Source organism: Streptomyces sp. NPDC046303, from assembly GCF_055588085.1.
The window spans coordinates 50,225-74,787 of sequence record NZ_JBVJFA010000036.1; the positions used below are offsets into that span (position 1 = coordinate 50,225).

Sequence of the window (24,563 nt, forward strand, 5' to 3'; positions counted from 1 at the left end):
CCCGCAGATCGGGGAGGAACGTGAGCGCGGGCGGAGCACGTCGGGCATGAGGTCGGCGCGCTGCGCAGGCGGTGGAATGTGCCCATGATCGAGCCTCGAGGTTCCGGCGTCCCGGTGGCGCCCCTCTCCCAATGTGCGGCGCGCTCCAGAAGTCCGCCACCGGACGCCTCGCAGTCGCCTATGGGCCGAGGCCGCGTTCCCGCACCCGGGGGTGGGTGCGGGAACGCGGCCTCGTCGTCGGCGCCATCCGGAAGAGACGGCCTAGCGGCGGCGTGCGTCCACCACGGCGAGGAGCTTGCCGCTGGTAGGGCTGCGGTCCAGGGACGCGCCGTCGACCGCCTCGACCTCCAGGTCCAGCAGCCGCTCCGTCACCGCCGCGCGGAGTTCCGGATAGCCGGCGAGGAAGGCGTCCCGCAGCCGCTCCGGGTCCGTCGCCGCGGCACGCTCCACCCGTACGGTCAGCCGCTCGCGCGCGTCCGCACCGTCGAGCCGGATCTGCAGTTCGCCGCGGTGGCCGCCCCGTTCCTCGGCCAGGGCCAGGAAGCGGCGGTGATGGAGGAAGTACGTCGCCACGCGCATCACGTCACCCGTTCGCCCCCTCAGCTCGAAGCGGGGCGCGTGCCGGCCGCAGGGGCAGCGGCCCGGGACTTCCCGCCCGAGGTCGCCTATCACGTACCGGCCCAGGTGCTGACCGCGCCGGGCGTGCGTGGTGAAGACCAGACGGCCCGTCTCGCCCGGGGCCACCGGCCGGTCCTCGGTCAGGTCCAGGATCTCCATCGTGTGCAGATCGGCGTGCAGGTGGTGGACGCCGCCGGAGCTTTCGGTGCACTGGTAGCCCAGCGGGCCGAGGTCGGTGCTGCCGTAGGTGATCGAGCGGACGACCTCGATGCCGAACGTGCCCTTCAGGGTGCGCTGCTGCTCCTCGGTGAAGTGCTCGCCGCCGTAGAAGACCTTGCGCAGGCCACCGTAGGCGCGCAGCGCGTCCGCCTCCGCGTGCAGCAACTGCCACAGGTAGGAGGGCATTCCGAACAGGGTGTCGGCCCCGTGGTCGATGAGGGCCCGGACCGTCGCCCGGTGGTCGGGCCCCGCGGACAGCGGCAGCTGCACTCCGCCGAGACGTTCCAGCACGGAGAAGAAGCTGATGAAGCTTCCGTACATGCCGCCGCAGTAGAAGAGGTTGGCGGTCCGGTCCCCGGCCGGGTCGTAGCCGGCGGCGAGCAGGCCGCGGGCGGCGGCGTGCATCTGGGTGTCGTAGTCGTCGTAGCTGAAGACCGAGAGTGCCGGGGCGCCCGTGCTGCCGCCGCTGCGGAAGTACAGCTCGGCATCGGCCCGCTCCAGCGCCCGCGCCGGCTCCTGCACGTCCTCCTTGCCCAGCAGCGGGCCCGCGGGCCGGGGCAGGACGACGGGCCGGGCCAGATCGTCCAGGCAGGCGGTCGTCGCGAAGCGGCCCGGGTCGGCCTGGACCGCGACGCGGCGGCTGTAGCGCTGGAGTGCGTAGACGCCGTCGTGCGGCTCGCCCGCATAGCTGTCGAGCATGGCGCCGACCGGCGTGACGCGGGTGACGCCCGCGGCCAAGGCGGTGCGGGACAGCTCGGCGATGTCGGTCCGACTGCCCGCGAGGCCCGCCGTCTGCAGATAGCGGCGCATCGGGCGCAGGGTGGTGATCAGGCGCTCGCGGGGCAGCGGCTTGACCCACACGCTGCGGTGCAGCGGCGAGGCGGTGAGCGGGGAGCGGGTGTCGGCCATGACCCGCCACGAACCGTCCGGCGCGGCGAACACCCGGGTCAGGCCCAGGTGTTCCTCCAGCCGGGCGACCAGCTCGGTGGTGGTCAGCTCCGCCTCCTCGGCGGGGTCCGGTTCGCCCGCCGAAGGCGCCGGCGCGGCCGGCAGCCGGGTCGCGAGCACGGCGGCGAAACGCTCGGCGAAGGCGAACACCTCGCCCGCGTCCTCGGTGTCGAGGTAGACGACCTGGGGGCTGGAGCAGGCCTGTTGCTCGTGCAGGCACACATCGTCGGCGAGGGCGTCGAGCGTGTCGGCGTCCGACCAGGCGTCGCGCGTGAGGTACGCGAAGGAGATCCGGTGTCCCCACTCCACCAGCCGGCAGCCGGCCGGCACATGGGCCGCCACTCCTTCGACGGCGCTTTCCCCGCCCCATACGGCGACGGCGTCCGCCGGTGCGCACATCAGGCGCAGCCACTCCTGCCGGGAGGACGGGAAGCGCAGGACGATCACCCGGGCCGCCAGCGCACCGCTGGGGTCCAGGGCCGCGAGTTCGGCCATCAGGTGCTGGGTCAGGAGGGTGTCGGCGCTGCTGGTCTTGAGGATGTTGACGTTTCCGGCGAGCAGGCCCTCGACGATGGACAGCGGAGCGACCGTCACGGCGTTGCCCGGTGCGATGTGGGCGACCAGGCCGACGGGCGACCAGGCCTCGTAGACCGTCTCCCGCGGATCGGCCCGGTTCAGCCGGCCGGGGTGGGCGCTGCCGAGTTCCCGGCGCAGCTTGCGGGTCAGCTCGCGTCGGCGGAGGAGGCCGCCGAGTTCGGCCAGGAGGGCCGGGTCCCCGCCTTCGGGCAGGTGCGCGGCGAGCCGGGCGTGCACGGGGTGGGCCGGGTCGCGCAGGGCGGTGGCGAGGGCGTCGCAGGCGGCCAGGACGGTCTCGGTCTCCAGCACCGTGGCCAGAGCGGTCTCGACGGCGCCCGGCAGGCCGGCGAGGCGGCGCCCGGCCTCCTCGTCGCCGATGAAGGCGCCCTGCCAGTAGTGGTGGACGACGCCCGCGCCGTCGCCGTGGTCCTCGTACGGGGCCTTGGTCTCCGTCACGGTCACGCCCTTCCCTTCATCAGTTCCGCTGCGGCCACCGCGCAGCTGCGGTTGCGGCTCACCCCGGCACGGCCGTGGACGGTGAACCAGGGGGTCTGGAGCTCGCACCCGCAGGCGTCGCCCGGCTGGAGGGAGGCGAGGTCGCCCATGAGCACGCTCTGTGCCGGTACGGAGGTGATGTACGGCGATACGAGGTGCAGGTAGCCCCGCTCGCCGTACGGCACGGGTTCGAGCGTGCGGGTGGAGCGGATCGTCACCCGGGACCAGACGGGGGCGTGGAGGCGGTGGTGGTCGCATTCGATGTACGGGATGCAGTGCTCCACCGAACCGAAGGTGTCCCGGATCCGCTCACCCGGGATGCCGAGCTGCTCGGTGACGCGGGCGTACAGCTCCTCCTTGCCGATGCGCCGGTCGGCGTGCCCCTTCCAGCCGCCGCCGAGGACGACCAGGGAGCCCTCGGGCAGGTGCAGCGGGGGCAGTCCCATGGCCCGCATCCGCTCCAGCGTGAAGAAGAGGAAGGCGGGGAAGCCGAGGATGCGGACCGGGGCGTCCTCCCGCGCGAAGCGGCGCAGCGCCGCGACGCAGCCGAAGGGGTCGAACTCGTGGTCGCCGCCGGTGTTGCGCAGCGCGTACTCGACGCTGCGTGCCGGGGCGAAGTCGCACAGGTAGTTGTCGGTGAAGGCGGTCCCGAGGTTCAGGGAGGGGGCCGGTTCGTAGCTGTAGAGGAGGTAGTTGACCTCCTGGTCGGGGGTGATCCAGCCGTTGCGTTCGAAGATCCGGGCGACCATGCGCTGGGCGGAGCGGATGGTCCAGTGGTCGAAGAACATCTGCGACTTCTGACCGGTGGTCCCGGAGGAGGTCAGGTGCAGCTCGACCTTCTCGCGCGGGACGGAGAGCACCTCGTGGCGTTTGAAGAAGTTCGCGTGCACGAGCGGTGCCCGGTACGGCTCCGCCGCCTCGGTGGCCTCGTAGAGGGAGCGGAAGAACGGGGAGCGCTCGGTGTGCCAGGCGTTGGTCTCCGCCATGGCGGCGGCGAACAGTTCGTCCTCGGCGGGCCCGAAGGCGTACGGGTCGGTCAGGTCGCACAGCTGTTGTACGTGCGGCAGGAGGGCCGGGTCGGGTACGGCGACCGGCGCGAGATGGGGGTTCATGGGGCAACCTCGGATGGTGTGGGCAGGTGCGTCGACGCCCAGGCCGACACGTAGCAGTCCAGATAGGGCTGGAGGGGCGGTTCGACGGCGACGCCTCGGAAGTCGATCCGTTCGCTGGAACGGGACAGGACGGCGTAGTCGTGGAAGCCGTCGCCGTCCGCGCGCATGGCCGGGTAGACGGCCCCGGCGACGAACCCCTGGGAGAGGAACGCCGAGAGGGCCTCGGAGTGCGCGAGCGGCACCAGTGCCTCGACGTATCCGGCGCCCGCGCGGGCCAGGGCCCGGGTGACGGGTTCGAGGTACCCGGCCGCGGCGGCCGGGTCGGGGTGGGCGGTCAGCAGGGACCCGTACCCTCCGGCGCGGTTGAGGTAGGCGTAGACCTCGAACCGGCCGTCCTCGGGGGTGAGCAGCACGTTCGGTGTGTGCAGCGGGTAGAACCAGCCCTCGGAGCAGGGGAACCGCTCGCGGAAGCGGCGGCGCACGAAGGCGGGTGCCTCGATCATCTCCAGCCGTTCGACGGCCCCTTGGGGTGCGGGCGCGGGGAGCCGGCCGGCGGCTGCCCGGACCCCGGGGTAGCCGATGCCCAGCGCGGTTTCGGTGGTGCGCAGCAACGGCAGGAGCGGGGCGGGCACTTCGGTGACGGGGATCCGGCGGTCGAGCACCCCGGCGGCGTGACGCGCGTAGAGCGCGAGGCTTTCGCGGCTGCTCAGATCCACCGCGTTGGGCAGGATGCCCAACGGACGGAAGCCGTTGCGTGCGACGACGCGCTGCGGGCCGGCGCTGACCGTGCGCACGGTCGCGTACACGGAGTCCAGCCGCCCCGTGTCCAGCATCCGTGCGCACAGCGCCTCGGTCAGGGAGGCGGCCAGGCCCGCCGACCGGTGCCCGGGGTGTACGGCGATGCCCTCCAGGCGGCCGATGCGGCTGCCCGCCTCACCGTGGATGGCGGCGGACGCGGTCAGGGCCCCGGTGTCGGCGCAGCGGCCGACGAGCCACAGGGAGTGCGGGTCTGCCATGAGCCGGGCCATCTCGGCGGGGTCGGTGCCGAGGGCCACGGGGTAGTGCGGTCCGTAGACGGCGTAGTAGAGCTGGCGCAGTTCGGCGATGTCCGCGGCGGCGGCCGGGGTGATGACGGGGTTCACCGCTGCCCTCCGACGGGTTCCGCGCCGCGGCCCGCATCGGTGTCGGTATCCGTATCCGTATCCGGCTCGGCTGCGGGCACGGAGGGACCGGACCCGAGCAGGGCCAGCGCGCATGCGGCGGGGACCAGGCCGATGCCCTGCGCCAGGCACAGCGTCCGGGGCGAGAGGAAGTCGCCGGCGAAGCCGAACACCAGGGACGCCACCGGCAGGGAGGCGCCCAGTACGGCCTGCATGACGGCGAAGAAGCCGGGCTTGTCCCCCGTCGGCACCAGCCGCTGGAAGAGCGCCACGAAGCGGACACTGACGGCCCCGGCACACCAGCCGGCCACGGCCAGGCAGCCCGCGACGACCGGACGCTGCGCCACCAGCCCGGGCAGCACCAGGGCGAAGGCCATCAGGCCCAGGCAGTAGGCACCCGCGATCGTGGGCCGCCCCGGCACGCGGGCGCCCGTGAAGGCTCCGATGAGCGCGCCGGCGCCCAGCGAGGCCTCGAGCAGTGCCACGGTGCCGCCACCGCCCCGCAGGACCGAGCGGGTGTAGAGGGGGATGACGACGAACACCCCCGCGGTGAAGAGGTTCGCCGCGGTGAAACAGATCAGGATGCGTCGTACGTAGGGCTGTTCACCGAGGATGCGGCGCAGCGTGCGCCGCTGGGGCACGGCTGCGGCGGGACCGGTTGCGGCCGGGTCGGTCGCGACGGTGCGGAAACGCGCGCTCGCGACGAGGAGGGCGGCGCCCGCGTAGGCGGCCGCGCAGCCGGCCGCCAGCCCGGCCACGCCGACCCGGTCGACGGTCAGGGCGCCGAGCAGCGCTCCGCCGAGGCCGGCCAGGGACTGGGTGGACAGCTCGAATCCGGTGGCGGTCTCGATGTCGGCGTCGTCGACGAGTTCGGGCACCGAGGTGGTCAGGCAGGGGTCGAAGAACGCCTGGCAGGTGGCCAGCGCGAGGCCGGCGGCGTACAGGGTGGCGAGCGGGAGGCCGCTGCCGTACGCCCACACCGCGAGGGAAGCCGAGGCGGCTCCGGCCACGGCCGCGGCGGTCCGCAGCACCGAACGGTGCGCGAACCGGGCGACGGCCCCGGCCACGACGGGCGCCAGCGCCACGGCGGGCAGCGTGCAGGCCGCCATGAACAGCCCGGAGGCCAGACCGCGGGCGTCGCGCACGGCGTAGGCGACGATCCACCAGGACACACCGACCTGGAACATGCGTACGGCGGCCTGCGTGAGGATCTGGCCGAGCCACACGGCGCCGAAGGCACGGTTGCGCAGGATCAGCGGACGCCGCCGGCCGTCGGCCCCGGCTCGGGTCCCGGCTCGGGTCCCGGCTCGGGTCTCGGGCTCGCTCGCGGCCGCAGGTGAGGCGGTCATGCCGTCGGCCTCTCGTCGAGGACCCGGACGAGCTTGCCCGAGCGCGGGTTGACGGCGAGGTCGCGGTGGCGCGCCCACTCCACGGACAGCGGGTGCACGAACCCGGCCCGCACGCTGTCCGGATAGAGCGGCCGTACCGTCTCCAGCTCGGTGACGACGGCCTTGGCCAGCGCCTCCCGGCCACGTGTGACCTCGTCGGAGGCGTCGTCCGCGGGGGCCGTGGCCAGCCGCAGGACGAGCCCGTCGCGGCCGTCCCAGCGGCGGACGACGAGCTGCACACCGACCACCCGCCCCGTGGTGTCCGCCCTGGCCACGGCGGCCTGGGCGTCCTGGGTGTAGAGGGAGACGGGGCCCACCCGTACGCCCTCTTCGGCGCGGCCGAGGATCCGGAAGTGACCGGGCCCGGTGCCGGTCCACTCGGCCCGGTCGCCGGCGGGGTAGCGGATGATCGGCATGAGGCGGCGGAAGAGGCTGGTGACGACGACCCGGCCGGGACGCCCCGGTTCGGTGATGGGCTCATCGGTGGAGTCGTCGAGGATCTCGACGACCGCGTACGGGGCGAAGGCCCGGTGCACCCGGGCATCGGAGCCGGGTACGGGCCGGCCGAGCAGACCGGCGTCGACGCTGGCGTATCCGACGGACCGGGCCTCGGCGCCGGGGAACGCGGCAGCCAGCAGGCGTCGCTGGTCGTCGAAGAGGGCCTCGCCGCCGAAGAGGAGCAACTCCACCGTACCGAGCCGGACACCGGATGACACGACCTGCTCGGCGAGCCGGCACAGGGTGGTGGGCGTGCCGGTCAGTACCTGGGCGCCGAGTTCCCGCAGTGTGGGGATCGTCGACTCCGGCGGCGCGCCGCCTCCGATGGGCAGGCGGACGTTGTCCACGGGCGCGTGGGCGAGCGAGTCGAGGACGAAGAGGAAGCTGGCGTACAGCTCCCCGGCGTAGAAGAGGTCGGCGACGCGGTGTCCGGGGCGCAGACCCGTGTCCACCAGCCCCTGGCCGAAGGCGGTGACGAACGTGCGCCACTCGTCGCGCGTATAGACGGAGAACTTGGGGGCCCCGGTGGTGCCGCCGGTCTTGTAGACCGTCGCCTCGCTGAGCGGGCCGGTCAACACGCGGCTGTCGTGCAGGGTGTTGGCCTCCCAGAACTCCCGCTGGTCGACGACGGGCAGGTCGGTGAGGCGGTCGGCGTGCGGCGGGAGGGACGCGTAAAGGTCGCGATAGTAGGTCGAGTTGTGACGGGCGAAACGTATGAGGTCCGAGAGTTGCTGGGCGGACATGGGCCTTTGCCTAGTGACGGGAACGGGACGGGAGGCGCGGCACGGCGCGGCGAGAGCGAGAGCTCGCCTGCGGGCTCGGCCGGTGTGTACGCCCCGGCGCCCCCGCCTCCTCGACACACGCCAAGAGCTGACGTGCAGTCATGATGATGAAACATCAACACGCTTGTCACCAAATCGGGCAAATATTTCCGGCCAGCGCGGCCATATCCGGTGGTGTTTGTGGTTCTGGCTGCTTCCGGGCGCACTGCACGGCGGGCCGACCGGCTGAACGCCGTCACCGTAGCGCCGCCAACCGGGGGTGCCGGTGCGCGCCGCGGGCCCGGTCGGGGGGTGCGGGCTGCTAGTCAGGCGGATGTACCGCTCGGGTCCCCCAGGCCCACCGCCCACCGCACGCCCCACCGCACCCACGGCCCCGCCGCCCCGCCGCCCCGCCGCACACCAGGAGACACGCACGTGCCGACCCTCGCCCGCGGACGCCGCGTCCGCACCGCACTGTCCGGCGCCGCCCTCGCCGCCGCCGCGCTCGGAGGGCTGCTGCAGCCCGCACAGGCAGCCGTCGACCCCGGTCCGGCTGAGGGCGGGCCGGGCCACGACATGCGCCTCCAGCAGCAGCTCGACCGGCTCGTCGCGCAGGACGACGGCCCGCCCGGAGCGATCGCGCTCCTCACCCGGGCGGGCCGCACGCAGGTGTACACGGCGGGTGTCGGCGACATCGAGACCGGCCGGCCGCCGCACCCCGACGACCACATGCGCATCGCCAGCATCGCGAAGGCGTTCAGCGGGGCCGTCGCCCTCCGACTCGTCGACCAGGGCCGGCTCTCCCTCGACGACACCATCGGCGAGCACCTGCCCGAACAGCCGGAGGCCTGGCACGCGGTGACCCTGCGCCAGCTTCTGCAGCACACCAGCGGCCTGCCCGACTACTCGGCCGACCCCGGGTTCCTCGAGATCCTCCGCGCCGACCCGCTCCACGTCTTCGACCCGCGCAGGCTGCTCGACTTCATCGCCGGGGAGCCGCTGCTGTTCCGGCCCGGCTCCCTGTACGAGTACTCCAACTCGGACAACATCGCCGTCGCGCTCATGGCCGAGGCCGTCACCGGCCGCCGCTACGAGGACCTCCTGCAGGACCTCGTCTACCGCCCGCTGGGTCTGCGCCGCACCAGCCTGCCCCTGGACCACCGGCTCCCCCGGCCCTACCTGCACGGCTACGAGGTCCTCCCGCCCGCCGAACCGCAGGACATCAGCGAGGCCCTCGGCGCCTCCGGTGTCTGGGCCTCCGGCGGCATCGTCTCCACCCCCACGGAGCTGGGCGCCTTCATCCGCGCCTACGGCGGCCCCGCCCTGCTGTCGGAGAAGACCCGCAAGGAGCAGCTCGCCTTCCGCCCCGGCGACTCCTCCGAGCCGGCCGGCCCCGGCACCAACGCCGCCGGGCTGGCGATCTTCCAGTACACCACCCGCTGCGGTGTGCTCCACGGCCACACCGGAAACTTCCCCGGCTACACCCAGCTCGCCGCCGGCACTCCCGACGGCACGCGCTCGCTGACCTTCTCCATCAACACCCAGACCAGCAAGAGCAACAAGCCCGCCCTGCTGGCCCGCCTGCGTACCGTGCAGGAGGATTTCGCCTGCGCCCTGCTCAAGGGTCACTGACCCGCGGGCCGCCACCGCCCGTCCGGCGCCGGTGCCGGACGGGCGGCCGTCGGCCGTCAGGCGTCCTTGCGCTGGAACGCGAAGTAGCCGCCGGCCAGGGAGGCCGCGGCCCACAGCGCCATGATGCCGAGCCCCGCCCACGGGCCGTACGGCGGCCCGTCCGCCTGCTGCACCACCTGCATGACGCTCGTGCCCGCCTGGTCGGGGAAGAAGTAGCCGACCTTCCTGGTCGCGGGCACGAAGTTGAAGATCGGCGCGATCATGAAGAAGTAGGCCATCAGGACGCTGAGGGAGAGCACCGCCTTGCGCAGCATCGTGGCGACCCCGATGGCGAACAGCAGCATGAGCGCCAGGTACACCCCGGCGCCGGTGACCGCCCGCAGTACGCCGGGGTCGCCGAGGGAGGCGCCGTGGTCACCGAGGAGCGCCTGGCCGACGAAGAACGTCGCGACGCTGGTGGCCATGCCCACGGCCAGGCCCGGTACGGCGGCGGCCGCGGCCTTGGCGCAGTACAGCAGGCCGCGCTGCGGGACGGCGGCGAGCGTGGTGCGGATCATGCCCGTGCCGTACTCGCTCGTGACCACCAGGACACCGAAGGTGATCATCGCGAGCTGACCGAGACCCATGCCGATGAAGCTGGTCATCACCGGGTCGAAGGCGGCCTGCTCCGCGGCGCCGAGGGTCTCGAACTCCCCGCCCAGGATGACGCTCAGCATCGCGCCGAGGCCGATGGTCGAGAAGAACGCGGCCGTCAGCGTCCACCTCGATGAGCTGATGGTCCGGATCTTCGTCCACTCCGCCCAGAGGACTGCGGTCGTGGCGGCCATGGTCATGACTCCTTCCCGGCGCGGGCGAGGCCGGCGTCGACGGTGCCGCCGGCCTGGTACTCGAGCGAACCCGCGGTGAGCCGCATGAACGCCTCCTCCAGCGAGGCGCGCTGCGAGCCGATCTCGAGCAGCGCGATCCGGTGGGCGGCGGCGAGTTCGCCGAGTGCCTCGGCGTTGCCGTCCTGGATCTCGAAGGCCCCGTCCCCGGTGCGGACCGGCGCGATCCCCTCGCGGGCGAGGACGTCGAGCAGCCGCTCCGGCTGGGTGGTGCGCATCCGTACGACGGATCGGGAGTTCTGCTCGATGAAGTCCGCCGTGGAGGTGTCGGCCAGCAGCCGGCCGCGGCCGATGACGATCAGGTGGTCGGCCGTCAGCGCCATCTCGCTCATGAGGTGGCTGGAGACGAAGACCGTACGGCCCTGGGCCGCCAGTTGCTTCATCAGGTTGCGGATCCAGAGAATGCCCTCGGGGTCGAGTCCGTTGACGGGCTCGTCGAGTACGAGGGTCTCGGGCTCGCCGAGCAGCGCGGCGGCGATGCCGAGCCGCTGGCCCATGCCGAGCGAGAAGTCACCCGCCCGCTGGTGGGCCACGTCGGTGAGTCCGACGGTCTCCAGGATTTCGCCGACCCTGCGGTCCGGGATCCTGTTGGACCGTGCCAGCCACAGCAGGTGGTGGTGGGCGGTGCGGGCGGGGTGCAGGGCCTTCGCGTCCAGCAGCGCGCCGATCTGCTTCATCGGCTCGCGCAGTTCGCTGTAGCGCTTTCCGCCGATGCTGACGCTGCCACCGGTCGGCCGGTCCAGGTCGAGCATCATGCGCATGGTCGTCGTCTTGCCCGCACCGTTCGGGCCGAGGAAGCCGGTCACCGCGCCGGGGCGCACGGTGAACGTCAGGTGGTCGACTGCGGTTTTGTCCCCGTACCGCTTGGTAAGCCCACGTAACTGGATCACACGGCGCACTATAGGTCGCACGCATGTCGCGAATGGGATGGATGCGCCCGTTCATCCGGAGATGCCTCGGGGATGACAGGGGCTGAATGAGGGGGTTCCTCCACGGGGTTTTCCTCAGTAGGGGGCGCATGAGGGTGGTGAGGGCGACGGGAGGCGGGCCATCACGTGGGCGTCGAGGAAGCCCCGTTCGGAGGCCGGGTCGTGGACCAGCCGGGCGATCGTGGTGAGCCCGGCCCCGGCCAGCAGCTCGGCGAACCGGTCCACCGGCCAGCTGTAGGCCGGCGTCACCTTGTGGTCGAAGCGGACCGGCTCCGGTCCGTCGGTCGCGAAGAACGAGACCAGGAGCAGGCCCCCTGGTGCCAGGACGCGCACCTGCTCGGCGAGCACCGCGGGCAGTTCCCCGGGCGGGGTGTGGATCATCGAGTAGTGGGCCAGCACGCCGCCGAGCGTGCAGTCCTCGACCGGCAGGGCCTCCATCCGCGCCTCGTGGAACCGCAGCGCCGGATGGGCCCGCCGGGCGTGGTCGACCATGGCCGGGGAGAGGTCGAGCCCGAAGGCGTCCAGCCCCAGCTCGTGCAGCATGGCCGTCAGATGTCCGGGCCCGCACCCGACGTCGGCTGCCCGCGGGTTCCCCGTCCCGCGCACCAGCTCGGCGAAGGTGCCGACCATGGCCCGCGCGAAAGGCCGCGCCTCCAGCCGGTCGGCGAACATCGACGCGTACAGCTCGACGATCCCGTCGTACGCCGCCCTGGTCTCGTCCTGGTGCTCCACCACGGGCAAGAAGCTATCATCCGCGCCCGAGCGCACGCAGTGCCTTGCGCCGGTGGCTCAGGGCCAGGTCCACCGACTCGGGGCTGCCGGAGGCACGGAAGTGGTCGGCTGCCTGCTGGTTGACGGCGACGGCCTCCTCGTACCGCCCCGCATCCACCAGGAGGCCGCCGAGGAGCAGCAGGGCCCGGCCCTCGCCCTGACGGTCCCCGGTCTCCCGGCAGATCTCCAGGTACCTCTCGAACGCGGGGACGGAGTCCTCGTACTGCCCGAGTCCCACGGCCACGACGCCGAGCCGGAAGAGCGCTTGGCCCTCGTTGGCGCGGTCCCGTCCGGTCCGGAACAGGTCCGCGGCTCGCCGGTAGGCGGGGACTGCTTGCGCGGTCCGGCCCATCGTCTCCAGCAGCTGACCGAGGTGGAAGTGGAGCTGGCTCTCCCGCTCCCGGTCGCCGGTCCGGGGGTAGACGGTGGCGGCCCGCTGGTAGACGGTGACGGCCTCCTCCTTCCGGTCCACCGCCCGCAGGGCGCGGCAGAGGTTGAGGAGCGCGGATCCCTCGAGGTCCGGAAGGTCCAGTTCCTGGAACAGGCCGGCAGCTCGGCGGTACGTGACGGCGGCCTCCTCGAAGCGGCCCCCGTCCATGAATCCCTCGCCCACGCGGTAGAGGGCGAGGCCCTCGCCGCGCCGGTCGCCGCACTGCCGGTAACCGGCGGCGGCCTGCTGCATGACGGTGATGGACTCCGCTTCCCGGCCCCCCGCCGAGAGGGCGTTGCTGAGATGGAACAGCGCCTCGGCCTCGGCACTGCCGTCGCCGGTCTCACGGTGGATCTCGGCCGCCCGCGTAAAGGAGGCGATGGCTTTGCCCGGCCGTCCCTGACCCTCCAGGCCCCGGCCGACGAGGGTGAGGGCGTGGGCCTCCCGGGGGCGGTCGCCGGACCGGCGGTGGATCCGGGCGGCGTGCCGTCCGGCGGTGACGGCTTCCTCGAGCCGTCCCAGCCGGAACAGGGATACGGCGAGTTCGGCGTACGCTGCCCCTTCGCCACGGACGTCGCCCGCGGCACGGAAGGCGCTGACGGCCCGTTCGCGGACGGCGACCGCCTCCTCGACGCGCCCCAGCTCCATCAGTACGGAACCCAGCCGGTCGAGCGATTCGGCCTCGCTGTCCCGGTCGCCCGCTGCGCGGTAGCCGGCGACCGCCTGCTCGCAGACGGGCAGGGCCTCCGCGTACCGGCCCTCGTACACGAGCAGGAGGGAGAGGCTGTGCCGCGCTTTCTGCTCGCCGGCGCGGTCGCCGAGCTCCCGGTAGATCCCGAGTAGCCGCTGGTAGGTGGTGATGGCCTCGGCGGTCCGGTGCACCTGGGCGAGATGGATGCCGAGGCTGTGCAGCAGCGTGCCCTCGCGTGCCCGGTTGCCGGTCCTGTGGTAGCCGGCGGCGGCCTGTTCGCAGGCGGTGACGGCCTCCTCGAACCGCCCCGCCTTGGCCAGGGCCTCGCTGCGGTTGGCCAGCGCATGGGCTTCGAGCTCGTGGTCACCGGTCTCCCGCAGGAGAGCGGCGGCTTTGCCGCAGGCGGTGGCGGCCTCCGCATAACGGCCCGTCTCGGTACAGGCGTTGCCCAAGTTGGCCAGTGCCGCGGCCTCGCCCTTGCGGTCGCCCAGCTCGCGGCTGAGGGCGGCGGCCCGCTGGGTGGCGGTGACGGCCTCCTCGTAGCGCCGCGTGTTGATCAGGGCAGGACAGAGTCGCCCGAGCACCCACAGTTCCTTGCCGCGGTCGCCCAGGTCGTGGAAGAGCGCGGCCGAACGCCGGTAGGCGGGTATCGCCTCGTCCAGCCGGTCCGTCTCGTACAGGGCGTCCGCCAGGTTGCAGAGCGAGTCCGCTTCGCGGCCGCGGTCCCCCTCGTCCCCGTAGATGGCCGCGGCCTGCCGTGTGGCGGCGATGGACTCCTCGTACCGCCCCTGGCGGAGCAGGGCGTTGCCTAGGGTGTGGAGCGTTCGCCCCGGCCGGCGGCCGTCGCCGCTCTCGTCGGAGAGGGCGGCGGCACGCCGGCTGACGTCGGCCGCTTCGGCGAACCGCTGCGCGGCCGTCAGCGCAACGCTCAGGTTGGTGAGCGCCGCGACCTCGAAGATCCGCCCCCCACTGCTGTCCCGGGCGCCCCGGAAGGCGGCCGCGGCCCGTTCGGCAGCGGTGACGGCCTCCTCGGTGCGGCCCTCGGCGGCCAGGGCGGGGCCGAGGTTCACCAGTACGGTGCCTTCGAGAATGCGGTCGCCGATCCGGCGGAAATGGTCGGCGGCCTGCTCCAGGACCGCGACCGCCTCCTTGGTCCGGTGCATGCCGGCCAGGCCTACGCCGGATTCGAGGAGCAGTTCGGCCGCGCGGCGGCGGTCACCGGTGTCGACGAGGAAGGCCGCGGCCCGCTCCACGGCGGTGACGGCTTCCTCGAAGCGGCCGAGGCGGGCCAGGGTCTGGCCCACCTTCCCCAACGACGAGGCGTGATCGGTGAGTTCGGCGAGGCCGGCGCCGGAGGCCGTTTCGGTCAGCAGCCGGTACAGCTCGGTCGCCTCGCGCGTGGCGGCCAGGGCCTCCTCCCGGATCCTGCCGGGCGTCCGCGCCAGCCGCTCGCGGACGTCGGCGTGCTCGGGGAGGTCGACGGTGGGATGGGCGAGCGCCAGCCGCCGGAACAGTTCGTCCGCTTCCCGCGTGACGGCCAGGGACCGCTCCTCATGGCCCAGGGCGAGGAGCCGGGTGCCCAGGCTGTTCAGGACGTTCGCGAGATCGAGGCAGTGTGAGGCGAAGTCGTTCTCGGCCAGGCCGCGTTGGATGGCCACGGCCTCCTCCGCCGCGGCGAGGGCCTCCTCGCCGCGGCCCAAGTCGGCGAGGAACGCACCGAGGTTGACCAGCGCGGTCGTCAGGTCGGGCTGGTGGGCGGCGGGGTTGGCGTCCGCGAGCTGGCGGTACAGGTCGGTGGCGACCTCGGTGACCTCGAGGCCCTCCTGCGTGCGGCCCGCAGCGCGCAGCGCGGACCCGAGGTTGGCGAGGGACATCGCGAAGTGGTGCCGCTCGGCGTCGGGGTCGGCGTCGGACAGGCGCCGGTACAGTGCGGCCGCCTCTTCACTGGCGGCCAGGCCCTCCTCGGTGCGGCCGGCGTCGATCAGACGCAAGCACAGGTTGGCGAGCAGTCCGGCCCGGTCGGGCCGGTACACCGGGTCGGTGTCGGACAAGCGCCGGTACAGCTCGGCCGCTTCCTGCGTGACGGCCAGGGCCTCCTCGTGGCGGCCGTGCCGGGACAGCCGGTTGCCGAGCCCCGTCAGGGAACGCGCCAGGCGGTCCTGGTGGGCGGCGGGGTCGAGCTCGGCCAGGCGGCGGCTGATCGCCACGGACTCCTCGGCCACGAACAGCGCCTCCTCCCAGCGGCCCGCGGCGGACAGCCGGTCGCCGAGTACGCCGAGGGAGTTCGCGAGAGGGGGAAGGTGGCCGGGGTCGCTCCCGGCCAGCTCACGGTGCAGCCGCACGGCCTCCTCCGCGGGAGCGACCGCCTGCTCCCGACGGCCCGCGTTGGCCCGGCGCCACGCCAAGGTTCCGTACAGCCAGGCGCGTTGGTCGAGGGCCGTGGTCACGGCCAGACGGTGCGCGATCAGCGTCTCGACGAGGGCGAGGATCCCGTTGTCCAGGTCCACGTGGCGGCCCGGGGGCAGCTGGGACTCGATGGCCTCCAACACCGCCAGCAGGTCGGGGTCGATTCCCTCCCCGGCGCCGCCGCCCGCGTCGGCGAGAGCGGCGAGCGTGGTCAGGGCGGGGCTGCCGGCGGCGATCGCGAGGCCGGGTGCGGCCCGCAGCAAGGGGTAGAGCACCCGTTCGCCGATGTGGCGCCAGCGGGCGGCGGCGGACGCCAGGAAGGTCACGGCCCGGGGGGCCACGGCGGGTCCGAGCTCACCGTCCAACAGGGCGGCCGGGACACCGCTCGCCCACGGGTCCGGGTCGTACGAGGTGATGTCGTGCCCGGGGGTGAGCAGGCCGAGGAAGTCCTCGGCGAGCCGGTCGGGGTAGAGCGGCTCCAGGACCAGTGCGCGGTCGGAGGGCGGATAGCAGAACCGGTGGTCGAGGAGGAGTTCCTGCGGGTGGCCCGGCACATCGAGGGTGCGCAGCGCCTGCGTCCCGGTGTCTTGGCTCACCGCTCCGGTGAGGGCGGCGGTGAACACGGTCTTGGCCATGACCGAGGGCCGGGTCCGGTAGTCCCGCCCGTGCCCACCGGCGTCGAACAGCCGCTGCCACGCCAGGTATTCACGGTCCAGGAGGTAGGCCGACAGCTCGTGGGGCTCCGCGAGGGACGGCCGCTCACCGCGCGAGCGGGCATCGACGGAAACCAGGGCGGCCATGTGCAGGTTCAGCGTCAGGCCGAAGTCCCGGCGGTCCAGGGAGGCGGGCGGTTCGACGCTCGCGGTGTCCGGCAGGTCGTACAGGTCGCTCGCGCCGAAGCGGTCGCGAGCGGCGGTGAACATCCGCAGCCGGTCCGCGTCCAGAGAGGGAAGGAGCAGGTCGCCGACGGCGGCGCGGCCGTCGGCGAGCGCACCGCGCAGGGCCGCGAACCAGCGGACGGTGCGGCCGATCAGGAGGACGCGCGTGGGCCGCTGCTGGTGCAGAACGGGGTCGGACAGCAGGCGTTCCAACTCGCTGTGCGCCCAGCGGTCGGCGTAGTCGACGACGAGCAGGACACCGGCCCCGTCGTCGGGCGGGGCGGCCGCGTGGCCCGGGGGCGGGGCCCCGTCCCGGAATCCCGCCTGCAGGACGTGCCAGCGTTCGGCCGCCGGCAGGGCCGGGCTGCGGGACCGCTCGGCGAACTCCGTGGCGAGCCGGGTCTTGCCCTCCCCGCCGGGAGCGTGGAGCAGCAGCACCGAAAGCCGCGCGTCCCGTGCGTCCCGCCACTGGCGCAGCCGCTCCAGCTCGGTTGTGCGGCCCATGAAGGGGACGACGCGGCTGCGCGCGTCGAGGAGGCGGCTGGGCTGCGCCATCAGCCATGCGGTGTCCGGGGCGGCCGGGACGGGTAACGCCTCGATCGTGGGAGGCCGCGTCCCGTAGTAGTGGTTGACGGTCGCGCTCGCGTTCGGGCCCTGTGCCGCCGCCGATCCGGCAGCGAGGTGCTGTTCGTAGCGCGGCTCCGTCAAGATTCACCGAGGGGGGCCTGGGCCGGCGAACCACCGGGCGCGTAGTGGTGGTGGTTGATGGTGACACTGGCTCCCGGGCCCTGTGCGCCCGCGCCGCCGTTGTGGACCACCTGGTGGTAGACGCCGCCGGTTCCCGTCCCGCGCAGCGCCGCCGCGAGGGCGCGGATCTCGCCCTCGGCGCCGGGCTGACCGCCGATCAGTTCGCGCAGCAGCCCCTCGTACTCGGCCGAACGGCCGGCGCTCGACGCCAGGGCCGCGCCGAGCCGGGCCGCCCAGTCGTCGTGCGCCGCACCGAGGGCCGACTCGTCGCCCCGCTCGCGGGCAGTGAGGACGGCCTCACGCGCCTGTTCCAACTCGGCCTCGGCACCCGCGCCTTCATCGGGCCGGCCGAGTCGGAGCAGGCGGACGAAGCCACGCTTGGTGTGCTCCCACGCTTCCGTCGTCATCGCGGTGACGAGCGTGGTGGCGGCGGTGGCGGCGACGGCTGCGACTGCAGGATCCAAGACGCTCTTCCTCTCCCGAGGCACTCGACCACTCAGAGGGCACAAGTGTGCCATGCGGGCGTTCCCGTATGGCGGACAGGTGGATCTGTCCCCGAGGAGGGGTTCCGGCCCGGGGTGGAGGCGGCTCCGGCTGAATATCTGTGTTCGCGGGATGAGAATTTGGCGGACCGCGCCCTGAGGATTTTTCACGGCTTCACAGAGGGCACGGATATTCACGGCGCGGGGCAACATTCCGTGCTACTGTCGATCTCAGTTGCAGTTGTGGTTCCCAAAAATTTCAAGCACCAGTCGGACCTCGTGTCCACGGCAGGCGCTTGTGCATTTCCGGTCTTTTTTTTCTGGTCCGGCGGGGCAATCATTGCGGCGACACGTGATCCGCACGTTGCGGATCACGCTGTACTGCCCCAAAGGAGATTTGACATGGCTACTGGTACCGTGAAGTGGTTCAACGCGGAAAAGGGTTTCGGATTCATCGAGCAGGACGGTGGCGGCGCTGACGTGTTCGCCCACTACTCGAACATCGCCGCCCAGGGCTTCCGCGAGCTGCAGGAAGGCCAGAAGGTCAACTTCGACATCGCGCAGGGCCAGAAGGGCCCGACGGCCGAGAACATCGTTCCCGCCTGACGCTGACGCGTACTGTGCAGCTGGGGCCCGCATCCCTCGGGGTGCGGGCCCCAGCTGCACGTTTTCCCCGCAGTGGGTTCACCTGCGGGACGATCCGGTCATTCAGCGGCCCTCCACACGAGGACACCCGCCCGGGGGACACCCGCGTTCGCGTCCCGTCCCCGTTTCCAGCGCCTGAGCCCGCACGGATTCCCGTCGGCCAGATTCGCTTTCATGTTCCGTCCGGCCCATTCTCGCAATTCTCCGTGCGCTCGCCGCTGCGGGAATTCCTTGATATGCGCCGCATTCGAGGAAGGTTCCGCATGAACCGCACACGCACGAACAATCGATCCTCCGCCTCCTCCTCCCGCTCGGGCGGGAGCCGGTTCGGCTCGGCAGCCCCCAGCCGTTCCGGCGGCCAGGCCCGTTCCGGCGGCCAGCCCCGCTCGGGAGGACAGGGCCGCTCCGGTGGCTACGGCCGCCGGTCCGCCGCCGTACAAGGCGAATTCGCCCTCCCCCGGACGATCACCCCCGCGCTGCCCGCCGTAGAGGCGTTCGCCGAGCTCGGCATGCCCGCCCCGCTGCTCGCCGCGCTCGGCGCCGAGGGCCTGAGCGTGCCGTTCCCGATCCAGGCCGCCACCCTGCCGAACACCCTCGCGGGCCGCGACGCGCTGGGCCGGGGGCGCACCGGCTCCGGCAAGACCCTCGCCTTCGGCCTCGCGCTGCTCGCCCGTACCACCGGACGGCGGGCGGAGCCCCGCCAGCCGCTGGCCCTCGTACTCGTCCCCACCCGCGAGCTCGCGCAGCAGGTCACGGACGCCCTCACCCCCTACGCCCGCTCCGTGAAGCTGCGGCTGGCCACGGTCGTGGGCGGCATGTCGATCGGCAAGCAGGCCGGCGCGCTCCGCGGTGGCGCCGAGGTGGTCGTCGCGACCCCCGGACGCCTCGCGGACCTCATCGAGCGCGGCGACTGCCGGCTCGACCAGGTGGACATCACCGTGCTCGACGAGGCCGACCAGATGGCCGACATGGGCTTCATGCCCCAGGTCACCGCCCTGCTCGACCAGGTGCGCCCCGGCGGCCAGCGGATGCTGTTCTCCGCGACCCTCGACCGCAACGTCGACCTGCTCGTGCGCCGCTACCTGAACGACCCCGTCGTCCACTCCGTCGACCCGTCGGCCGGCGCGGTGACCACGATGGAACACCACGTGCTGCACGTGCACGGCGCCGACAAGCAGGCCACGACCACGGAGATCGCCGCCCGCGACGGCCGTGTGATCATGTTCCTGGACACCAAGCACGCCGTCGACCGGCTGACCCAGGACCTCCTCAACAGCGGCGTACGGGCCGCGGCCCTGCACGGCGGCAAGTCCCAGCCCCAGCGCACCCGCACCCTGGCCCAGTTCAAGACCGGGCACGTGACCGTCCTGGTGGCCACCAACGTCGCCGCCCGCGGCATCCACGTCGACAACCTGGACCTCGTGGTCAACGTGGACCCGCCCACCGACCACAAGGACTACCTCCACCGCGGCGGACGCACCGCCCGCGCGGGCGAGTCCGGCAGCGTCGTCACCCTCGTCACCCCCAACCAGCGGCGCGACATGACCCGCCTCATGGCCACCGCCGGCATCGTCCCGCAGACCACCCAGGTCCGTTCCGGCGAGGCCGAGCTGCACCGCATCACCGGCGCCCAAGCCCCCTCCGGCATCCCCGTCGTCATCACGGCGCCGGTGAGCGAGCGCCCCCAGCGCAGCGCCGCCTCGCGCGGCCGGCGCGGCCGCCCCTCGCAGGCCTCGCGCCGCGGCGGACAGCGCCAGGGCAGGTTCGACGCCGCGGCCTAGAGGCCCGGTGCGCCCGCGTCGAATCCCCTTCCCCTCCCCCCTCCCCTTCCTCCCCTGAGTGAGGCATCATGCGCTGTGTCATCGCCCGGTTCCCGTTCGACCTCACCAAGGCCGGCGTGCTGGAATCGATGAAGGGCGTCAAGCCCGAAACCGTCGTGGGTGAATCGGTGATCGTCGGCCGTCGCGTCTATCCCGTCATGCAGGTGGGACAGGTCATCACCCGCCAGGACCGCCGCGACTTCAGCGCGGGCGAGGTCATCCGGGCCATGACCCAGCTCGGCTTCACCGTCCGGGGCCTGCCGGAAGCTCCCGCGACGCCGCTGAGCCCGCTCCAGCTGGCGTCCGCGATGCTCGGCAGCCGCGTCTCCGTCTGAGCGGCAGAACGACACCGAAGGCCCCGACCGGCATCCGCCGGTCGGGGCCTTCGCCATGCGCGGCGTCCGCGAGCACGAGCACCCGCCCGCGGGGGGCAGGAAACACACCAGGGCCGGCAGATGGTGTTGAATTCCCTCCGGGGCCCTGGTGCCGTACGACGCCAGGGCCCCTCGACGCGCTCCCCCAGAAGAGGTGCAGATGACAGCGGACGACTCGCTCGGCGATCGGCTGGACGACGATGACTACCCCGCCTACACGATGGGCAGGGCCGCGGAGCTGCTCGGTACCACCCCCGGCTTCCTGCGGGCCATCGGTGAGGCCCGCCTGATCACCCCGCTCCGCTCGGAGGGCGGCCACCGCCGCTACTCCCGCTACCAGCTGCGCATCGCCGCCCGCGCCCGGGAACTCGTCGACCAGGGCATGCAGGTCGAGGCCGCCTGCCGCATCGTCATCCTCGAGGACCAGCTCGAAGAGGCCCAGCGCCTCAACGAGGAGTTCCGCCGCGCCGCGGACACACCACCCGACACGTCCGGCTGACCCGGCGCCCGGCGGACCGTGGCGCACCCGCCGCCGACGGTGCGGCCGGACGGCTCGGCTCTGTTGCACGGAGTCAGGATGAAGGTGAAGTCCGCCGGCGCGCGTCCGAGCCGGTACGGAGGCAGGACACCGGGTCCCACGGCGGCGGTCCCGAGGCGCTGGACGGCATGGGCCCCCGATACGGACGGCCCGACGCGAGTCGGGGTAGTGCCCAGCCCCGCGGCCTCGCCCTCGCCGGGGCCGGTGCCGGTGCCGAATCACTCCACCTGGGACCGGTCAGTGGGGATCTCCCCGTGCAGTCCGGCGCGGGCCAGTGAGCGTGCGCTGTTCCCGCGGACCTGCTCCTGGTATGTCGGGCGGGAGGGCCGGGCCCACCATCGTGTCGTGGAAGTAGCACCGAGCCGGTTGCCCTCGGGAACACGTCCGCCCGGCCGCGCGCCCGCTGTCGAGAGGATTGACAGGCGCCCAATTGTGAGCGTTAACATTCCTGCAACAGGCACACAGGCGGGTGCCGGACCCGGAACCTCCGGGCCGGCGACGTATGCCCGCGCCACGCACGGCGGCCCCCTCTCGGCAGCTGCTCCGGCGGCAGGGCCGGCACCTGGAGGTGCGCCGCCCCTCGCACTCCCCGACTTCTTCTCTCACGGACATGGAGTTCGCCATGCCGGCTCACCTCTTCAGCCGCCGCGCCGTGATCAAGGCGACGGGCGTCGCGGCCGTGGCCGTGGCCGCGGCCGCCGGCCCCGTCCTCGGCCTCCGCTCCGCCGCGGCGGAGACATCCCCGGTCAGGTCCGACGTCGGAGTGTCGACGTTTCCGTTCGACCTGGGCCAGGTCCGGCTCACCAGCAGCCGATGGCTCGACAACCAGAACCGCACCCTGGCCTACCTCCGCTTCGTCGACGTCGACCGCCTCCTGTACAACTTCCGCGCCAACCACCGGCTCTCCACCAACGCCGCCGCCCCGACCGGAGGCTGGGACGACCCGGCGTTCCCCTTCCGCACCCACGTGCAAGGCCACTTCCTCACGGCCTGGGCCCAGGCGTACGCCGCTCTCGGGGACGGCACCTGCCGCGACAAGGCCGACCACATGGTGGCCGAACTCGCCAAGTGCCAGGCCAACAACTCCAGCGCGGGCTTCTCCCCCGGCTATCTCTCGGGCTTCCCCGAGAGGGACTTCGCCGGCCTCGAAGCGGGAACGCTGAACAACGGCAACGTCCCGTACTACTGCATCCACAAGACCATGGCCGGTCTGCTCGACGTGTGGCGACTCATCGGCAACACGCAGGCCCGCGACGTACTCCTGGCGCTGGCCGGGTGGGTCGACCGCCGCACCGCCGCGCTCGGCCACACCAGGATGCAGTCGTTGTTGGGCACCGAGTTCGGCGGCATGAACGAGGTGCTGGCCGACCTCTACCAACAGACCGGCGACGTGCGCTGGCTGACCGCCGCCCAGCGGTTCGACCACGCCGCGGTCTTCGACCCCCTCGCCGCGAACCTGGACCGGCTGAGCGGCCTGCACGCCAACACGCAGGTGCCCAAGTGGATTGGAGCCGTACGCGAGTACAAGGCCACCGGGACGACCCGCTACCGCGACATCGCCGCCAACGCATGGACGATCTGCACCACTTCACACACCTACGCCATCGGCGGCAACAGCCAGGCGGAACACTTCCGGGCCCCCCACGCCATCGCCGGCTTCCTCGTCGCCGACACCTGCGAGCTGTGCAACTCGTACAACATGCTCAAGCTGACCCGGGAACTGTGGCAGCTGGACCCCGGCCGGGCGTCGTATTTCGACTTCTACGAGAAGGCGCTGCTCAACCACGTCATGGGCGCCCAGAACCCGGCCGACCCGCACGGACACGTCACCTACTTCACCCCCCTCAACCCGGGCGGCCGCCGCGGCGTGGGCCCGGCTTGGGGCGGTGGCACGTGGAGCACCGATTACGGCACGTTCTGGTGCTGCCAGGGTACGGGCATCGAGTCCTACACCAAGCTGATGGACTCCATCTACTTCCACGACGGCACCACGCTCACGGTGAACCTGTTCCTGCCCTCCGTCCTGAACTGGACCCAGCGGGGCATCACGATCACCCAGACCACCGCCTACCCGGCCGGCGACACCACGACGCTCAAGGTCACCGGCAGCGTCGGCGGGACCTGGTCGATGCGCGTCCGCATCCCCGCATGGACCTCGGGTGCCACCGTCAGCGTGAACGGGGTCGCGCAGACCGTCCGGGCCGACCCGGGCACGTACGCCACCCTCACCCGGTCCTGGACCTCCGGGGACACCGTCACCGTGAAGCTCCCCATGCGGGTGGTCTTGCAGGCCGCCAACGACGACCCCGCTGTCGCGGCGATCACCTACGGGCCCGCCGTCCTCGCCGGCAACTACGGCAGCGGCGCGCTGTCCTCGCTCCCTGCCCTGGACCCCTCCTCGATCACCCGGACCAGCGGCGACTCCCTCGCCTTCACGGCCACCGCCAACGGAACGACGGTCCGCCTCGCCCCGTTCCACGACGCCCAGGGATTCAACTACACCGTCTACTGGCGGACGGGCGGTTCCGGCTTCCGTCTCGTCAACGCGGCCAGCGGACTCGTCCTCGGCATCAGGGACATGTCCACCGCCGACGGGGGCCTCGCCCTGCAGTGGCCGGACACCGGCACCGCCGACCACGAGTGGGTCCTCGTCGTCGACGGCACCTCACTGCGGCTGCGCAACCGCAACAGCGGCAAGGTCCTCGGCGTGAAGGACATGTCCACCGCCGACAACGCCCCGATCCTCCAGTGGTCCGACACCGGCACCGCCGACCACCGGTGGACCGTCGCCGACGCCGGCAACGGGTACCACACACTTCGGAACGTCCACACCGGCAAGCTGCTCGGCATCGAAGGCGGCTCCACCGCCGCCGGTGCCGCGGCCGTACAGATACCCGACACGGGCGCGCTCGCCGGCCAGTGGCAGTTCGTCCCCGACGGTGCCCGGCGCATCCAGAACGTCGCCAGCGGGCGGGTCCTCGGGGTGAAGGACATGTCCACCGCGGACGGCGGCCTCGCCATCCAGTGGGACGACAACGGCACCGCCGACCACCTCTGGACGGCCGTCCTCGACACCGGCGGCTACCTGCGCCTGCGCAACTCCCACAGCGGCAAGGTCCTCGCCGTGGAGAACGGCGGCACCGCCAACGGCGCCCGGATCGTCCAGTGGGCGGACAACGGCACCGCCGACCACCGGTGGCGCCTGCGCCACGGCGGCGGCGACACCTTCAGGATCCAGTGCGCCAACGGCGGCCGCGTACTCGGCGTCTCCGGCGCGTCCACCGCGCAGGGAGCCCAGACGGTCCTCTGGGACGACAACGGCACCAGCGACCACCTGTGGCGATTCATCTGACCCGGCCCCGCTCCCGGCCGACGGTCCGGTGACCCTCCGGACACGCAAAGACGCTCGGCCGGGAAATAATCCCGGCCGAGCGTCTTCGTGCGTCCGCAGGGCGCTGGCGGCTTAGCGGCTTAGTACCAGTGGTTGGCGGACCAGAAGTTCCAGGCGCCGACCGGGCTGCCGTAGCGCTCGTTCATGTAGTCCAGGCCCCACTTGATCTG

General features: G+C 72.6%; 17 protein-coding genes. 6 read left to right on the forward strand and 11 right to left on the reverse strand.

The genetic code is table 11. The annotated features are described in order from the left end of the window. Positions 1–261: 261 nt before the first annotated feature. From ACZ6I1_RS29230 to ACZ6I1_RS29250, 5 genes are read right to left on the reverse strand one after another with little or no spacing between them, the layout of a single operon-like run. Positions 262–2,823 (reverse strand): acyl-CoA reductase, encoded by a 2,562-nt coding sequence (locus ACZ6I1_RS29230; RefSeq protein WP_469291890.1) that lies wholly within the window; start codon positions 2,821–2,823, stop codon positions 262–264. Continuing rightward, complete coding sequence (locus ACZ6I1_RS29235; RefSeq protein WP_469291891.1) at positions 2,820–3,968, reverse strand: LuxE/PaaK family acyltransferase; 1,149 nt, start codon at positions 3,966–3,968, stop codon at positions 2,820–2,822. The genes ACZ6I1_RS29230 and ACZ6I1_RS29235 overlap by 4 nt, the downstream gene beginning before the upstream one ends. Beyond that, positions 3,965–5,110 carry a GNAT family N-acetyltransferase gene (locus ACZ6I1_RS29240; protein ID WP_469291892.1) on the reverse strand — a complete coding sequence of 382 codons (1,146 nt, stop codon included), beginning with the start codon at positions 5,108–5,110 and terminating at the stop codon, positions 3,965–3,967. The genes ACZ6I1_RS29235 and ACZ6I1_RS29240 overlap by 4 nt, the downstream gene beginning before the upstream one ends. Then, positions 5,107–6,477, reverse strand: a complete 1,371-nt coding sequence (locus ACZ6I1_RS29245) for an MFS transporter (protein ID WP_469291893.1) — start codon at positions 6,475–6,477, stop codon at positions 5,107–5,109. The genes ACZ6I1_RS29240 and ACZ6I1_RS29245 overlap by 4 nt, the downstream gene beginning before the upstream one ends. Continuing rightward, entirely contained in the window at positions 6,474–7,757 is a 1,284-nt protein-coding gene (locus tag ACZ6I1_RS29250) for a phenylacetate--CoA ligase family protein (protein WP_469291894.1), read from the reverse strand. Before ACZ6I1_RS29250 ends, ACZ6I1_RS29245 begins: the two co-directional genes overlap by 4 nt. A 453-nt stretch (positions 7,758–8,210) precedes the next feature. Between ACZ6I1_RS29250 and ACZ6I1_RS29255 the strand changes: the two genes are divergently transcribed. Beyond that, positions 8,211–9,407, forward strand: coding sequence for a serine hydrolase domain-containing protein (locus tag ACZ6I1_RS29255; protein WP_469291895.1), 1,197 nt, complete (start codon positions 8,211–8,213; stop codon positions 9,405–9,407). Positions 9,408–9,463: 56 nt separating this feature from the next. On the opposite strand, the gene ACZ6I1_RS29260 is transcribed toward ACZ6I1_RS29255, so the two are convergent. The 5 genes from ACZ6I1_RS29260 to ACZ6I1_RS29280 form a co-directional block, all read right to left on the reverse strand. Beyond that, a complete protein-coding gene (locus tag ACZ6I1_RS29260) occupies positions 9,464–10,234 on the reverse strand; it encodes an ABC-2 transporter permease (protein WP_469291896.1) in 771 nt (256 codons plus the stop codon). A 2-nt stretch (positions 10,235–10,236) separates the two neighbouring features. Beyond that, positions 10,237–11,181 (reverse strand): ABC transporter ATP-binding protein, encoded by a 945-nt coding sequence (locus ACZ6I1_RS29265; protein ID WP_469291897.1) that lies wholly within the window; start codon positions 11,179–11,181, stop codon positions 10,237–10,239. A 114-nt stretch (positions 11,182–11,295) separates the two neighbouring features. Beyond that, the gene (locus tag ACZ6I1_RS29270) at positions 11,296–11,955 is read right to left on the reverse strand and encodes a class I SAM-dependent methyltransferase (RefSeq protein WP_469291898.1); all 660 of its coding nucleotides are present in this window, start codon (positions 11,953–11,955) and stop codon (positions 11,296–11,298) included. A gap of 13 nt (positions 11,956–11,968) precedes the next feature. Beyond that, complete coding sequence (locus ACZ6I1_RS29275; RefSeq protein WP_469291899.1) at positions 11,969–17,104, reverse strand: tetratricopeptide repeat protein; 5,136 nt, start codon at positions 17,102–17,104, stop codon at positions 11,969–11,971. Beyond that, complete coding sequence (locus ACZ6I1_RS29280) at positions 17,101–17,607, reverse strand: hypothetical protein (RefSeq protein ID WP_469291900.1); 507 nt, start codon at positions 17,605–17,607, stop codon at positions 17,101–17,103. Before ACZ6I1_RS29280 ends, ACZ6I1_RS29275 begins: the two co-directional genes overlap by 4 nt. 420 nt (positions 17,608–18,027) lie before the next feature. Here ACZ6I1_RS29280 and ACZ6I1_RS29285 point away from each other — a divergent pair, with 420 nt between their 5' ends. The 5 genes from ACZ6I1_RS29285 (at position 18,028) to ACZ6I1_RS29305 (ending at position 24,354) form a co-directional block, all read left to right on the forward strand. Continuing rightward, positions 18,028–18,231: a cold-shock protein gene (locus tag ACZ6I1_RS29285; RefSeq protein WP_119101634.1), complete on the forward strand. Its 204-nt coding sequence runs from the start codon at positions 18,028–18,030 to the stop codon at positions 18,229–18,231. Between the two features lie 302 nt (positions 18,232–18,533). Next, positions 18,534–20,051, forward strand: coding sequence for a DEAD/DEAH box helicase (locus ACZ6I1_RS29290; protein WP_469291901.1), 1,518 nt, complete (start codon positions 18,534–18,536; stop codon positions 20,049–20,051). Between the two features lie 68 nt (positions 20,052–20,119). Beyond that, complete coding sequence (locus ACZ6I1_RS29295; RefSeq protein ID WP_469291902.1) at positions 20,120–20,425, forward strand: SCO5918 family protein; 306 nt, start codon at positions 20,120–20,122, stop codon at positions 20,423–20,425. A gap of 199 nt (positions 20,426–20,624) precedes the next feature. Further along, on the forward strand, positions 20,625–20,963 hold the full coding sequence (locus ACZ6I1_RS29300) for a MerR family transcriptional regulator (protein ID WP_469291903.1): 339 nt from the start codon (positions 20,625–20,627) through the stop codon (positions 20,961–20,963). Positions 20,964–21,624: 661 nt separating this feature from the next. Further along, entirely contained in the window at positions 21,625–24,354 is a 2,730-nt protein-coding gene (locus tag ACZ6I1_RS29305; RefSeq protein WP_469291904.1) for a beta-L-arabinofuranosidase domain-containing protein, read from the forward strand. A 119-nt stretch (positions 24,355–24,473) separates the two neighbouring features. Here ACZ6I1_RS29305 and ACZ6I1_RS29310 read toward each other — a convergent pair. Then, positions 24,474–24,563: aggregation-promoting factor C-terminal-like domain-containing protein (locus ACZ6I1_RS29310; protein WP_469287966.1), on the reverse strand; the 90-nt coding region annotated here is incomplete at its 5' end.

Excerpts from the sequence above, each read along its gene's own strand:
- ACZ6I1_RS29235 (WP_469291891.1), bottom strand. The coding sequence starts at position 3,968 with ATGAACCCCCATCTCGCGCCGGTCGCCGTACCCGACCCGGCCCTCCTG.
- ACZ6I1_RS29245 (WP_469291893.1), bottom strand. The coding sequence starts at position 6,477 with ATGACCGCCTCACCTGCGGCCGCGAGCGAGCCCGAGACCCGAGCCGGG.
- ACZ6I1_RS29250 (WP_469291894.1), bottom strand. The coding sequence starts at position 7,757 with ATGTCCGCCCAGCAACTCTCGGACCTCATACGTTTCGCCCGTCACAAC.
- ACZ6I1_RS29260 (WP_469291896.1), bottom strand. The coding sequence starts at position 10,234 with ATGGCCGCCACGACCGCAGTCCTCTGGGCGGAGTGGACGAAGATCCGG.
- ACZ6I1_RS29285 (WP_119101634.1), top strand. The coding sequence starts at position 18,028 with ATGGCTACTGGTACCGTGAAGTGGTTCAACGCGGAAAAGGGTTTCGGA.
- ACZ6I1_RS29290 (WP_469291901.1), top strand. The coding sequence starts at position 18,534 with ATGAACCGCACACGCACGAACAATCGATCCTCCGCCTCCTCCTCCCGC.
- ACZ6I1_RS29295 (WP_469291902.1), top strand. The coding sequence starts at position 20,120 with ATGCGCTGTGTCATCGCCCGGTTCCCGTTCGACCTCACCAAGGCCGGC.
- ACZ6I1_RS29300 (WP_469291903.1), top strand. The coding sequence starts at position 20,625 with ATGACAGCGGACGACTCGCTCGGCGATCGGCTGGACGACGATGACTAC.
- ACZ6I1_RS29305 (WP_469291904.1), top strand. The coding sequence starts at position 21,625 with ATGCCGGCTCACCTCTTCAGCCGCCGCGCCGTGATCAAGGCGACGGGC.